General features: G+C 61.6%; 10 protein-coding genes and 1 tRNA gene. 4 read left to right on the top strand and 7 right to left on the bottom strand.

Going from position 1 to position 14,026, the window contains the following annotated elements; all coding sequences use genetic code 11:
* A partial coding sequence (gltB, locus tag EN885_RS31365; protein WP_128335250.1) for a glutamate synthase large subunit occupies positions 1-4,015 on the bottom strand: 4,015 nt, incomplete at its 3' end.
* A 469-nt stretch (positions 4,016-4,484) separates the two neighbouring features.
* On the opposite strand from gltB, the gene EN885_RS31370 reads away from it, so the two are divergent.
* On the top strand, positions 4,485-5,537 hold the full coding sequence (locus tag EN885_RS31370; RefSeq protein WP_126105121.1) for a low specificity L-threonine aldolase: 1,053 nt from the start codon (positions 4,485-4,487) through the stop codon (positions 5,535-5,537).
* A gap of 77 nt (positions 5,538-5,614) precedes the next feature.
* Here EN885_RS31370 and EN885_RS31375 read toward each other — a convergent pair whose 3' ends face one another.
* Positions 5,615-6,082: an Hsp20 family protein gene (locus tag EN885_RS31375; RefSeq protein WP_128244140.1), complete on the bottom strand. Its 468-nt coding sequence runs from the start codon at positions 6,080-6,082 to the stop codon at positions 5,615-5,617.
* 541 nt (positions 6,083-6,623) lie between these two features.
* Between EN885_RS31375 and EN885_RS31380 the strand changes: the two genes are divergently transcribed.
* On the top strand, positions 6,624-7,595 hold the full coding sequence (locus tag EN885_RS31380; RefSeq protein ID WP_126105120.1) for an alpha/beta hydrolase: 972 nt from the start codon (positions 6,624-6,626) through the stop codon (positions 7,593-7,595).
* Between the two features lie 23 nt (positions 7,596-7,618).
* Here the strand turns inward: EN885_RS31380 and EN885_RS31385 are convergent, their stop codons facing one another.
* From EN885_RS31385 to EN885_RS31395, 3 genes are all read right to left on the bottom strand, one after another.
* Positions 7,619-8,131: a DUF1579 domain-containing protein gene (locus EN885_RS31385; protein ID WP_126105119.1), complete on the bottom strand. Its 513-nt coding sequence runs from the start codon at positions 8,129-8,131 to the stop codon at positions 7,619-7,621.
* A 113-nt stretch (positions 8,132-8,244) separates the two neighbouring features.
* Complete coding sequence (gene hisN, locus EN885_RS31390) at positions 8,245-9,018, bottom strand: histidinol-phosphatase (protein ID WP_126105118.1); 774 nt, start codon at positions 9,016-9,018, stop codon at positions 8,245-8,247.
* Positions 9,019-9,427: 409 nt separating this feature from the next.
* A complete protein-coding gene (locus tag EN885_RS31395; protein ID WP_095484227.1) occupies positions 9,428-10,369 on the bottom strand; it encodes an N-formylglutamate amidohydrolase in 942 nt (313 codons plus the stop codon).
* 162 nt (positions 10,370-10,531) lie between these two features.
* On the opposite strand from EN885_RS31395, the gene EN885_RS31400 reads away from it, so the two are divergent.
* Together EN885_RS31400 and EN885_RS31405 are read left to right on the top strand one after the other, a co-directional pair.
* The gene (locus EN885_RS31400; protein WP_006199474.1) at positions 10,532-10,894 is read left to right on the top strand and encodes a response regulator; all 363 of its coding nucleotides are present in this window, start codon (positions 10,532-10,534) and stop codon (positions 10,892-10,894) included.
* Positions 10,895-11,009: 115 nt separating this feature from the next.
* Positions 11,010-11,084 (top strand) — tRNA-Val (locus EN885_RS31405).
* 670 nt (positions 11,085-11,754) lie between these two features.
* On the opposite strand, the gene EN885_RS31415 is transcribed toward EN885_RS31405, so the two are convergent.
* Together EN885_RS31415 and EN885_RS31420 are read right to left on the bottom strand one after the other, a co-directional pair.
* Positions 11,755-12,717: a GDP-L-fucose synthase gene (locus EN885_RS31415; protein WP_095484059.1), complete on the bottom strand. Its 963-nt coding sequence runs from the start codon at positions 12,715-12,717 to the stop codon at positions 11,755-11,757.
* 145 nt (positions 12,718-12,862) lie between these two features.
* Complete coding sequence (locus EN885_RS31420; protein ID WP_126105116.1) at positions 12,863-14,017, bottom strand: dihydrodipicolinate synthase family protein; 1,155 nt, start codon at positions 14,015-14,017, stop codon at positions 12,863-12,865.
* Positions 14,018-14,026: the final 9 nt, after the last annotated feature.

Genomic DNA, 14,026 nt, shown 5'->3' on the forward strand with positions numbered 1-14,026 from the left:
GCTTCACCGAGATCGTGTCCTCGCGCAGGCCCTTGTGCTTGAAGCGCTTTGCCACCTCGCCCGACAGCATGGCACCCGTCGAACGGTCGACATTGCGGATCGGCAGCTCGATGCTGACCGGCTGCCTAGCGTCCAGTGCCGGCTTGGCGAGTTCGATCAGCTTACGGTCGAGCACATCGTCGATTGGGTGCTTCTGCCGTTCGGTCCAATGCACCGCCTCGTGCGGGGCATCGGGCTTGAAGAACATCTTGCTGAAATCGAGTCCGCGCGCCTTCCAGTGCTGGATCAGTGCGCGCTTTTCCAGAAGATCGGTGTCGCCGATGATCTGGTCGAGATGGGTGTGGCCCATCTCGGCGAGCAGCGCCCGCACCTCTTCCGCCACATAGAAGAAGAAGTTGATCACATGTTCCGGCGTGCCCTTGAAGCGCTTGCGCAACACCGGGTCCTGCGTCGCGACGCCGACCGGGCAGGTGTTGAGATGGCACTTGCGCATCATGATGCAGCCGGCCGCGATCAGCGGCGCGGTCGAGAAGCCGAATTCGTCGGCGCCGAGCAACGCGCCGATGACGACGTCGCGGCCGGTGCGCAGGCCGCCATCGACCTGCAGCGCGACGCGCGACCTGAGGCCGTTGAGCACCAGCGTCTGGTGCGTCTCGGCAAGGCCCATTTCCCACGGGCTGCCGGCATGCTTGAGCGAGGTCAGCGGCGATGCACCCGTGCCACCGTCATAGCCCGATATGGTGATATGATCGGCACGCGCCTTGGCGACGCCGGCCGCAACCGTGCCGACGCCGACTTCGGACACCAGCTTGACCGACACATCCGCCGCCGGATTGACGTTCTTCAGGTCGTAGATGAGCTGCGCCAGATCCTCGATCGAGTAGATGTCGTGATGTGGCGGCGGCGAGATCAGGCCGACGCCCGGCGTCGAATGCCTGACCTTGGCGATGGTGGCATCGACCTTGTGGCCGGGCAGCTGACCGCCCTCGCCCGGCTTTGCGCCTTGCGCGACCTTGATCTGCATCATGTCGGAGTTGACCAGATATTCCGCCGTCACGCCGAACCGCCCGGAAGCGACCTGCTTGATAGCCGAACGTTCCGGGTTCTTGCCGCCGCCCGGCAGCGGCAGGTAGCGGTCGGCTTCTTCGCCGCCCTCGCCGGTGTTCGACTTGCCGCCGATCGTGTTCATGGCGCGCGCCAGCGTGGTGTGCGCTTCCCTGGAGATCGAGCCGAAGGACATCGCTCCGGTCGAGAACCGCTTGACGATGTCGGCCGCCGGCATGACCTCGTCGAGCGAAACCTTCTTGCGGCCGGTTTCTTCGGCGAGCCTGATCTTGAACAGGCCGCGAATGCTCTGCGCCCGCGCCGTCTCGCTGTCGATCTGGGCGGAATAGTCCTTGAACGTCTCCCATGAGCCCTGGCGCACGGCGTGCTGCAAGGTGGCGACCGCATCGGGCGACCAGATATGGGCTTCGCCGCGCATGCGGAACATGTATTCGCCGCCGACTTCGAGGCTATTGCGCAGCACCGGGTCGTTGCCGAAGCCGTCGGTATGGCGGCTGACCGTCTCGGCCGCGATCTCGTCCAGCCCGACGCCTTCGATCAGCGTCGCGGTGCCGGTGAAATACTTCTGCACGAAATCCGACTTCAGTCCGATCGCGTCGAAGATCTGCGCGCCGCAATAGGACTGATAGGTCGAAATGCCCATCTTGGACATCACCTTGAGAATGCCCTTGCCGATCGACTTGATGTAGCGGGTGACGACTTCGTAGGCGTCGACCTCCGCCGGCAGCTCGCCGCGCTTGTGCATGTCGAGCAACGTGTCGAAAGCCAGGTAAGGATTGATCGCCTCGGCGCCATAGCCGGCAAGGCAGCAGAAATGATGCACCTCGCGCGGTTCGCCGGACTCGACCACGAGCCCGACCGAGGTACGCAGCCCCTTGCGGATCAGGTGGTGGTGCACCGCCGCCGTCGCCAGCAGTGCCGGAATGGCGATACGGTCCGGCCCGAGCTGACGGTCGGACAGGATGATGATGTTATAGCCGCCGGCGACCGCCGCCTCGGCGCGCTCGCACAGCCGGTCGATGGCGCCCTGCATGCCGGCCGCGCCTTCGCTCGAAGCATAGGTGATGTCGATCGTCTTGGTGTCGAAGCGATCCTCGGTGTGGCCGATGGAGCGGATCTTCTCGAGATCGCCATTGGTCAGGATCGGCTGGCGCACTTCGAGCCGCTTGCGGCGCGAATTGCCGACGAGGTCGAAGATGTTCGGCCTCGGCCCGATGAAGGACACCAGGCTCATCACCAGCTCCTCGCGGATCGGGTCGATCGGCGGATTGGTGACCTGGGCAAAGTTCTGCTTGAAATAAGTGTAGAGCAGCTTCGATCTGTCCGACATCGCCGAAATCGGCGTGTCGGTGCCCATCGACCCGACCGCTTCTTGGCCCGTTGTCGCCATCGGCGACATCAACAGCTTGGTGTCTTCCTGGCTGTAGCCGAACGCCTGCTGGCGGTCGAGCAGCGAAACGTCCCTGCGCAGCGCGCGCGGCTCGACCGGCTTCAGATCTTCGAGGATGAGCTGGGTGTTGGCGAGCCAGCTTTTGTAGGGATGCCTGGTTGCGATCTCCGACTTGATCTCCTCGTCGGAAACGATGCGGCCCTTCTCCAGGTCGATCAAAAGCATGCGGCCTGGCTGCAACCGCCACTTCTTCACGATCCTTTCCTCCGGCACCGGCAGGACGCCGGCTTCCGAGGCCATGATGACGCGATCGTCGTCGGTGACGATGTAGCGCGCCGGGCGCAGCCCGTTGCGATCGAGTGTGGCGCCGATCTGGCGTCCGTCGGTGAAGGCTACCGCCGCCGGCCCGTCCCACGGCTCCATCAGGGCGGCGTGATATTCGTAAAAAGCCTTGCGATCTTGATCCATCAACTTGTTGCCCGCCCAGGCTTCCGGGATCAGCATCATCATCGCATGGGCGAGCGAGTAGCCGCCCTGAGTCAGGAATTCGAGCGCATTGTCGAAACAGGCGGTGTCAGACTGCCCCTCATAGGAGATCGGCCAAAGCTTGGAGATGTCGTTGCCGAACAGTTCGGAATCGACCGAGGCCTGGCGCGCGGCCATCCAGTTGACGTTGCCGCGCAGCGTGTTGATCTCGCCATTGTGGGCGACCATGCGATAGGGATGCGCCAGCTTCCACGACGGGAAGGTGTTGGTCGAGAAACGTTGGTGGACCAGGATCAGCGCTGTCTCGAAGCGCGGATCGGTCAGGTCCTTGTAATAGGCGCCGACCTGATAGGCCAGGAACATGCCCTTATAGACGATGGTCCGCGACGACATCGACACGACGTAGAAGCCATTGTCGACGCCCTTGGTCTCCTCATGGATCCGACCGGAAATGACCTTGCGCAGGATGTAGAGCCGCCGCTCGTAATCGTCGTCGCTCTCGATCTCGGCGCCGCGACCCAGGAACACCTGCCGCTGGATCGGTTCGGAAGCAGCGATATCCGGCGCCTTGGACAGCGATGAATTGTCGACCGGCACATCGCGAAAGCCGAGCAGTGGCTGGCCTTCGAGCTGCGCCACCTCGGCGATTATGCCTTCGATATGCGCCTGAAGCTCAGGATCGCGCGGCATGAACACATAGCCGACGGCGTAGTGGCCGGGCTTGGGCAATTCGACGCCTTGGCTGGCCATCTCCTCGCGGAAGAAGCGGTCGGGAAGCTGCACCAGCACGCCGGCGCCGTCGCCCATCAGCGGATCGGCGCCGACGGCGCCGCGATGCGTCAGGTTCTCGAGCACAGCGAGCCCGTCTTTGACGATCTGATGCGACTTCACGCCCTTCATGTTGACGATGAAGCCGACGCCGCAGGCATCGTGTTCATTGCGCGGATCGTAAAGGCCTTGCGCGGCAAAGCCGGTATGGGTTCGCCCGATATTGGTCAGAGACGGATTTTTGACGGCTGGCGCTTTCGTCTGCGCGGCCGGGCCGTTCGTCGCAGATGGCGTCATTTCCGTCATCATCCTGTCCTCCATTCCCAGCCCTTAGGGCGCTGGTTTGCGTCGGGAAGCGCTTGGCTCCCCCTTCATCCTTGCGGCACGTCTTGCGAAATCCTTGCGAACCAGGCGACCTGGTTCGCATCCGGTAATCGTACAGGCCAGAGCCAGGCTGTCTACCTGTCGCTCACGGCAACGGCCGGAGAGGCCCAATGATACGCCAATCCAGCCAGATGTGTGCGGCAAAATAAGACAGCACTACTGTCCTAAATTTTTTATGACAGAAATCCCGGACGCGCACAAGACCGATTCATGAAAATCTTGGATATTCCACGACAGAAAATTACGCATAGCCATATCAGCACGTAACCTTCGGTCGTTTATCTCCACCGTCGTCTCTCCCTGGCTTTACCGGTTTTCCGGCACTTGGCACTTGCGAGCAGGATGCGAAAGCGGCCAAGGTTGCATGGATTTTCCCAGCACAGGCAAACGCATGAATTTCGCTTCCGACAATTGGGCAGGCGCCCATCCCAGCATCGCCGCAGGCCTGTCGGCCCATGCCGGCGGTTTTTCCACCGCCTATGGCGACGGCGCCCTCGACCAGGCCGTCTACCAGCGCTTCAGCGAAATCTTCGAGCGCGAGGTCGCGGTGTTTTTCGTTGCGACCGGCACCGCAGCCAATTCGCTGTCGCTGACCGCCTACAACAAATCAGGTGGCATTTCCTTCTGCCATCGCGAATCGCATGTCATCGAGGATGAATGCGGCGCGCCGGAATACTTCACAGGCGGCTCACGGCTCTATGGCGTCGACGGCGCGCTGGGCAAGATCGATCCGAACAGCCTGGAAAGAGCGGTGAACCGGTTCGCGCCTGAAATCGTCCATTCCGGGCGCCCGATGGCGGTGTCGATCACCCAGTCGACCGAGGTCGGCACCATCTATACGCTGAACGAGATCGCCAGGATTTCAGCGATCGCCAAGCATCATAACCTGCCGCTGCATATGGATGGCGCCCGCTTCGCCAATGCGCTGGTCGCACTGGAGACGTCGCCGGCGGAAATGACCTGGAAGCGCGGCGTCGACATCCTCTCCTTCGGCGGCACCAAGAACGGCTGCTGGTGCGCCGAGGCCGTCGTGCTGTTCGATCTGGACCGCGCCAGCGAACTGGCCTTCCTGCGCAAACGCGCGGCGCAATTGTTCTCGAAATCGCGCTTCGTCGCTGCGCAGTTCGAAGCTTATTTCAAGGACGGCCTGTGGCTCGACACGGCCCTGCATGCCAACGCCAAGGCAGCGCGCCTGGCGGCAGCGATCGAGGACTCCCCGTCGGCGCGTCTGGCTTGGCTGCCGCAAGCGAACGAGGTTTTCGCGGTGATGAAAAAGGCCGAGGCTGAAAGGGCACAAATGGCCGGCGCCGCTTTCTACGATTGGCACAAGCCGCATGACTTCGACGGTCATATCGGCGAGGACGAGGCGCTCTACCGTTTCGTCACCAGCTTTGCGACCACGGCCGAAGAGGTCGACCGCTTTGGCCGGCTAATTGCTGGATAACGGGGACCTCATTCACCAACGAAAAAGGGCGGCGCCAAGCGCCGCCCTCCGTCCCTGAGATCGTATGTGTGACGCAGCTACGCGGCGGTCTTGGCTTCGATCTGCTTGGCCTTGGTCGAAGACGCGGTGATCGCGATCTTGCGGGGCTTCAGCTCCTCGGGAATGTTTCGCTTGAGGTCGACGAAGAGCAGGCCGTTCTTCAGCGAGGCGCCGACGACTTCAACATGGTCGGCAAGCTGGAAGCGGCGCTCAAAGGCCCGGCTGGCGATACCGCGATAGAGCAGTTCGGAGCCTTCGCCATTGCCCTCTTCCTTGCGCTCACCCTTGACGGTCAGCACATTGCGGTGAGCTTCGATCGAGAGCTCGTCGTCCGAGAAGCCGGCGACGGCCATCGAGATGCGGTAGGAATCCTCAGCCGTGCGCTCGATATTGTAGGGCGGGTAGGTCTGCGCGCTTTCAGGCTGCGCAAGCGAATCGAGCATCGTGAACAGCCGGTCGAAACCGACGGTCGAACGATAGAGCGGGGAAAAATCAACGTGACGCATAGTGTGTTCTCCTGTTGAGCAACAAGGTTTGCGTATGGCCGGTGCGAAACCCGTATCGGCGTTCCGGATAGGCCAGCGGCCCCGACATTGGCGGCCGCAACAGACATTTGGGGAACACGTGAAAGCATTTCAAGATTTCTCGATGAACGGCAGATGAACCGGGGCTTCGGCGGACGTTCAGCTAGGCGGCGCTAGACTGCTTCCAGGATCAAGGAACAGGCGGCGGTTACGGCGCCGCGCGTCCTCTCGGACACGCAAAGCACGCTGTAACACTTTGATTGCGCATGATCCCCAGCGAAAATCGGGTCCGATTTTCGGGGTTGTGCGCGAGGTGCCGCAACGAGGCCGACCGGGTGTAACGTCCCTTCCTCCCGGATCGACAGAGGCCGGAAGCACGCCGCAAGCTGCTTCCGGCCTCACTCGCTGGCTGCCCCGTTCAGCCCTTCCAACGCGTCCAGAATTCCTTTGCTTTTGATGCATGGGCGTCTATGCCTACCAAAGCTTGCGCCATGCAGGCAGCGACTCACAAACGCAGCGCCGAATGGACCTCTTCAACGAAATTCCCCACTTCCGCGAAATTCCGGGCAATCCGCTGCCGGAAAATGCGGTAGGTGGTTTCTTCACAACGCGCGACGGCAAGAATATCCGCTATGGCCTCTTTCCCGCCGTTGCGCGCCCGATGAAGGGCACCGTGGTCGTTCTGACCGGCCGCAACGAGTGCATCGAAAAATATTTCGAGACCATCCGCAATCTTGCCGACCGCGGCTTCGGCATTGCCACCCTCGACTGGCGCGGCCAGGGCGGGTCCGACCGGCTGATCGGCGACCGCGAGCGCGGCTATGTCCGCACCTTCTTCGACTATACCAGCGACCTGGAACAGTTCTTCGAGGAGATCGTGCTGCCCGACTGCCGGGGGCCGTACTACATATTGGCCCATTCGGCTGGGGCGGTGATCACGCTGCTTGCTGCGCCGTCAATGGTGAATCGCGTACGGCGCATGGTGCTGATCGCCCCATTCCTAACCGTGCCCGACCTGCCGGTTTCGATAACCACCGTTCGCCGTGTCTGCTCGCTGTTCTGTCTGCTGGGCCTTGGCAAGCTTTATGCCGCCTGGGGTCCGCGGCCCAGGAAAACCATACCCTTTGCCGCCAACATGGTGACATCAGATCCGGAGCGGTATCGGCGCAACACGCTTATCTACGAGACCTACCCGCAACTGGCGCTCGGCGGCCCGACGATCCGCTGGCTGAAAGCGGCGGCGGAGGCGTCCGAGGCCATCAGCGATCCCGACTTCATCGCCAGGATCCAGGTTCCCTTGCTGGTGATCGCCGCTGGCGCCGACCAAGTCGTCTCGACCAAGGCGGTGGAAACCTACACCCAACGTCTGCGCCTCGGTTCGCTGCTGGTGATCGATGGCGCGCGCCATGAAATATTGCAGGAAGCCGACTTCTATCGCGAGCAGTTCCTTGCCGCCTTCGATGCCTTCATCCCGGGAAGCGACGACGCGGCCTGATTGGAACGCCGCGTCTCTTGGCTTTACGCCTGGCGAGCGAAATCCATGATCCAGTTGGTCTCCCAGTTCTTACCACCATCCGGTGAAAAAGCCTGCTCCCAGCGCGCCGAGTTTTCAGTGATCCGCGACCAGAGGAAACGAACCTGGATCGGGCGGCCGTCGAATACGTCTTCGCACAGGAATGTGCCGACGCCTGCATCGAAGGTGCCGCGCATCGGGATATCGATGGTCGCCGGATTGCGGCCGTCGATCCACCAGATCGACCATTGTCTCGCCGCAGGATCGAACGTCCGCAGCGTGGCGGCGCGATAGGCGCCGCCGGGCAATTCAATGACATTGTCGTCGAAATTGCCGAGGCCGCCAAGGATCGAGTGCACTTCGCATGTCCCGCCAAACACGTCCCAGTTCGTGTCACTTTGCAGGCGCTTCTGCAACCTTCGATGGCTGACGTTCCAGCGTCCGAAGAAGAAATCGAAGTCGGCCCGGCCGTCTGCCGGAGCATCTTCGGAACGGCTGGTTGTTGATTGCGTCGGCATGTGAACCCCTCCCGTGACAGTATCTCCATAGCAGAGAGTTCCTGACATCCTCCTGTCAGGAGCTTGGACTAGCCTTGGCGCCTTGGGCCGCAATGGCCAACTGCCCAGCTGGCTCAGCCACGCAGCGCGGCCATCGCGGCGGCGTGAAGCTCCGGCGTTGCCGCAGCCAGGATGTCGCCGCCACCTTCCGCCGGTCCGCCTTCGAAGGTGGTGACGACGCCACCAGCCTTCTCGATGATCGGGATCAGCGCGACGATATCGTAGGGTTTCAATCCGGGGTCGGCGACGATGTCGACGCTTCCCGCCGCGACCATGGCGAAAGCATAGCAGTCGGTGCCGTAGCGGGCGAGCTGGACCCGTTTTTCGAAGAGGTCGTAGCGCAGGCGCGCGTCTCCCTTGAATAGTGCCGGCGTGGTGGTGAACAGCGTCGCCTCGGCAAGGCTTGTCGTCTTGCGTGTCGTCAGCCTCCGCGGCCCGCCCGGACCTTCATAATGAGCACCGGAAGCGTTGGCGTAGAAAAGCTCGCCGGTGAATGGTTGCGACATCATGCCGGCGACGGCATCGCCATCGACCGTCAGCCCGACCAGCGTTCCCCACACCGGCAGGCCGGAAATGAAGGCGCGCGTCCCGTCGATCGGATCGATCACCCAGATATGCCTGCTGGAAATGTTCTCGCTGCCATGCTCCTCGCCGAGGATGCCATGATCGGGATATTCCGCTGATATCAGCGCCCGGATGACTCGCTCAGCCTCGCGGTCGGCCTCGGTGACCGGGTCGAAGCTGCCTTGCTCCTTGTTGGCGACCGCGCCCTGGCTGCGGAAGCGCGGCAAGGTTTCGGCTGCGGCGGCAAGCGCAATGCGCCGCATGAAATCGATGCTGATGTCCAACTGATTCTCCCGCGTTGCAGCGTGCTGGAACCGTCGTTTGCCTGTGGTTTTCCGCCAAAACAAGGGCGTGCGAAGATTTTTGCGCATCGACGACTGTTGCTCGAATGCAACGCTGGCGCCCTCGAAATACGATTTCCACATCACAGTGAATTAAAAACGCCTTTCGGCGGCTTGACATTTGTGCAGCGCACAATAGATTTGTTCTCGGACAGGTTTTCCTGTCCATGCCCTCCTTGGGCGTTTCCTCCCTAGACTTCGACCGTGTCGTGCAAACGATGCGGTCTTTTTTTCAGCGCGGCATCCAGCGCACACGCGCCTTTCCCGACCCGCACACTGACGCCTTTATCTGGCACAAGATCTCTTTATTTGGCGCAGAATCCTTTGCAAAAATCGATTCCGATTTTTGGCATCATTCGGCGGCAAGCGGCAGATCGATAAAATCGTGATCGGGCATCGCCATCAGGTCGGCCGAGAATTGCGCCAGATCGTCGGCGAGCGCATCGAAGCCGGCGGATTTCTGGAACGTCCGCTCGTTCATGTAAAGTCCGCGATTGACCTCGATTTGCAGTGCATGGAGATGGCGCACGGGGCGGCCGTAATGCTCGGTGATGAAGCCTCCGGCGTAAGGCTTGTTATGGGCCACGGTATAGCCCATGCCGATGAGCAGGCCGATCGCCGTCTCGGTCAACGCTGCCGAGGCAGACATGCCGAAACGATCGCCAACGATAAAATCCGGCCTGAGACCGCTGTCACCGACCCTGATGCTCGCCGGCATCGAGTGGCAATCGATCAGCACGGCAAAGCCGAACCGTGCATGGGTCCTGGTCAGAAGCCGTTTCAGCGTCTCGTGATAAGGCTTGTAGACAGCCTCGATGCGCGCGACGGCTTCCGCCAGCGGCAAGCGGCCGGCATAGATGTCGAGCCCCTCTCCCACCAACTTGGGCACGGTGCCAAGCCCGCCGGCCACGCGCGCCGAGCGGATGTTGCAGAAGGACGGCACGGGCTCGGCGAACATGCGCGGGTCGAGTTCCCAAGGCTCCCGGTTGACGTCGAGATAGGCGCGCGGGAAGTTTGCCGCCAGCATCGGCGCGCCGAGCGCAACGGCGCCACCGAACAATTCGTCGACGTAGCAATCCTCGGACCGGCGGATGGCGTTTCGGTCCAGCCTTGCCATGGCCAGGAACCGGTCCGGATAGTGGCGGCCGCTATGCGGCGAGTTGAAGAGGAAGGGGACGCGCTGTTCGGCGCCCGACCGGATTTCGAAGGCTGGAACGACCGAAAAATCTTCGGCTGCCGTTTTCAATTTGAACGAACCCAAAAAAACCAATGCATCATGATTGGAAAGTGCCACCTCGCCGGCCGCATGTCCAGCATTTCGGCGGCTGAACCGCTTTGTTAAATGCGGATTGGGCTCTTCATCGTTCACTTGATGTTTACCGTCACCTCCTCATATACAGGATGGTTAACGGGCTGCCCCACGGCAGTCTCGGGTGGGTGATTCGGACGGGATAAGATGGCACGCATTCTACTGGCGGAAGACGACGACGACATGCGCCGGTTCCTCGTCAAGGCGCTGGAGCGTGCCGGCTACCAGGTCAGCGATTTCGACAATGGCGCCAGCGCCTATGAGCGGCTGCGCGAAGAGCCCTTCTCACTGCTCTTGACCGATATCGTCATGCCGGAGATGGACGGCATAGAACTCGCCCGCCGCGCCACCGAGATCGATCCCGACCTCAAGGTCATGTTCATCACCGGCTTCGCCGCCGTTGCGCTCAATCCGGATTCCAAGGCGCCGAAAGACGCCAAGGTGCTTTCGAAGCCGTTCCATCTACGCGACCTCGTCAACGAGGTCGAAAAGATGCTGCAGGCGGCCTGAGCCAATTTTGGCAAGGCTTCGGCGTGTCTTCAACGGCGCGACAAGGCGTGCCTTTCTTTCCCTTCTCCTCCTATTGACGCGCCGGAGCAAAAATGGTGTATGCGCGGCTTCGGATGGGCGTGTAGCTCAGCGGGAGAGCACTGCATTGACATTGCAGGGGTCACAGGTTCAATCCCTGTCACGCCCACCATCCGAACTACAGTCCATCTCTCATAACTGCTTCGCTTTCGCCTCGGGTTCAAATCCGATCGTCGCGTCCGGCTAATGCATGTCGCGCAAAAGTGCGCAGCGGTTTTGCGATAACGACATGCATAAAAACAAGAACTTAAAGCGCGTCGCATGAATCCGTTCAAACGCGACGCGCTTTAGTGCCGGCGAGAAGCCATGAACGGGTCGGAGAGCGCGCGCCCGAAGCTTGGGAAGCCGTCCCGGCTCGAACCAGGACGGGCGATATCGGATCGGATCATTGTGGTGTTGGGTCTGGCGTATTTCCCGGCCTGCCTCCCCCCTTGCCTTCCCGGCACGGCACGTCGCCTGCACCGCAGCATTTGCCGCTGTAGACCGTTTTCGAATTTAACTTGTCGCACTCTCTCGTCACCGTTGTTTGACAACCCGCCAGCGCCGAAGCTGAAACGACAGCAAGAAAGATGTTTCGTATCGCAATAGACATGAGAAGCTCTCCAAGATTGTCCGCGCTTTGCAAACGCAGTGCTTGGTCGCTTCTCGGCCCGTATTGGTTCACAAGAAAAATTGAAGGACAGTTGGAACGTCCGCGAGGGTCGTTCGCTTCCGGGCGCCTTGCGACGCGCTTCAGGGCCGCCTAGGCGGTTATCTCCGGCGGCAATCAGCGTCGATTGAGATCAGGCCGCGCCGAGGCGGAGATCGCCCTTCTCGATATGCCGGAGAAACCAAGCATAGGTCTGCTCCAATCCACTCTGAAGCGAGTACTGTGGGCGCCAGCCCGTCGCAAACAGACGCGACACGTCCATCAGCTTGCGCGGCGTGCCGTCCGGCTTGGTCGCATCGAATGTGAGCACGGCATCGGCGCCGACAACGGAGAGCATGGTGCGGGCCAGCTCGGCAATGGTGATGTCTTCGCCCGAGCCAACATTGACATGGCTGTCGCCGGAATAGTTTGTCAGCAGCCAGACCAGAGCGTCGGCGGCGTCGTCGACATGCAGGAATTCGCGCATCGGCGTGCCCGATCCCCAGACCTCGAGGGTTTTGTCGCCGGCGCGCTTGGCCTGGTGCGCCTTGCGCATAAGGGCCGGCACGACATGGCTGGTGGAGAGGTCGAAATTGTCGCCGGGGCCATAGAGGTTGGTCGGCATCGCCGAGATGTACTCGACACCATATTGGCGCCGATAGGCTTGGCAAAGTTTCAGTCCAGCGATCTTGGCGATCGCATACCATTCGTTGGTGGGCTCGAGCGGACCGGTGAGCAAAGCATCCTCGGAGATCGGCTGTGCCGCAAACTTCGGGTAGATGCAGGACGAACCGAGAAATAGCAGTTTCTGCACCTCGTTGCGAAAGGCGCTCTCGATGACATTGGTCTGCATGATGAGATTGTCCTGCAGAAAATCGACCGGCAACCTGTCGTTTGCCAGGATACCGCCGACCTTGGCCGCCGCCATCACCACCGCATCCGGCCTGTGGTCAGCCATCCAGCGTCGCACGCCGGCCTGGTCCATAAGATCGAGTTCATCGCGGGATGCGGTCAGGACCTCGCAGTCCTCGCCCGCCAGCCTGCGCAATATGGCGGAGCCGACCATGCCGCGATGCCCGGCCACGAAAACGCGCTTGCCCTGAAGGTCGAAACTCATTGGCGTATCCCTATGCAGAAAACGGCCGCTATGACCATCTGGCGGCGGCGCGCCGGATGGGCCTGCGTCGGACGCATACCGCATACAGATTTGCCCAGACAAGGCAAATCGGAGATTTGGGCGAACTCTTCTAGTGGGATGGCGATCAGACGCCCGCCACGGCACACAGGCTCTTCATTCTTGCGATGGCAAGCTCCGGGTCGGCCAGCAATCCGGCCTGGTCGGCAAGACGGAACACATCGGCATAGTGGCAAATGCCGCGCGCCGATTGCATGCCGCCGACCATCGAAAAATGCTCCTGGTGGCCGTTCAGCCATGCCATGAGGACGATACCGGCCTTGTAATACTCGGTCGGCGCCTCGAAGATTTTCCGCGACAGAGGTACCGTCGGCGCCATCATCGCGTCATAGCCGGCGCGGTCGCCGTCGGCCAGTTTCGCCAGCGCGGCATTGGCGACCGGCGCGATGGCGTCGAAAATGCCGAGCAGCGCGTGCGAGTGCCTTTCGCCATCGCCCGCGATCAATTCGGGATAATTGAAATCGTCGCCGGTGAACATGATCACCCCTTCCGGCAGCCGGTTCCTGAGCGCGATTTCCTTGTCGGCATCGAGCAGTGATATCTTGATCCCCTCGACCTTGCCGGCGTGGCGTTCGATGATGGCGACCACCGTGTCGAGCGCGGTCTCGAAATCATGGCTGCCCCAATAACCCTTCAGAGCCGGATCGAACATGTCGCCCAGCCAGTGCAGGATGACCTTGCCGGATGCCTGAGACAGGATGCGGTCATAGACGCTGATATAATCGTCGGGACCCTTGGCGACAGTCGCCAGCGCGCGGCTGGCCATCATGATCGCCTTGCCGCCCAGGCCTTCGATGAAACCGAACTGCTCCTCATAGGCCGCGATGACATCGTCGAGCGTCCTGGCGGCGCCTGGCGCCAGATGGTCTGTTCCGGCACCTGAGGCGAGATCGGCGCCCTCGACGGTTCGCGCCTCGGCGATCGAGCGGCGGATCAATTCCCTAGCGTTAGCCCAGTCGAAACCCATGCCGCGCTGCGAGGTGTCCATCGCCTCGGCGATACGGAAGCCGAGACGCCACAGATGATGGCGGAATGCCATCGTGCACTCCCAGTCGACCGCGGGATGAGACCACGGATCGGTCATCGCGAGGGGATCGGCAACGACATGGGCGGCGGCATAGGCGATGCGCGAAAACCGTGCGCCGATCACCGGCTGTGCCGGCTGGCCGACAAGGCGGTAGCGAGTGCTGCGGCCGCCCTCTTCGGGCAAGGCAATGTCCATATATCTCTC

The organism is Mesorhizobium sp. M6A.T.Cr.TU.014.01.1.1, from assembly GCF_004022765.1.
GTDB lineage: Bacteria > Pseudomonadota > Alphaproteobacteria > Rhizobiales > Rhizobiaceae > Mesorhizobium > Mesorhizobium mediterraneum.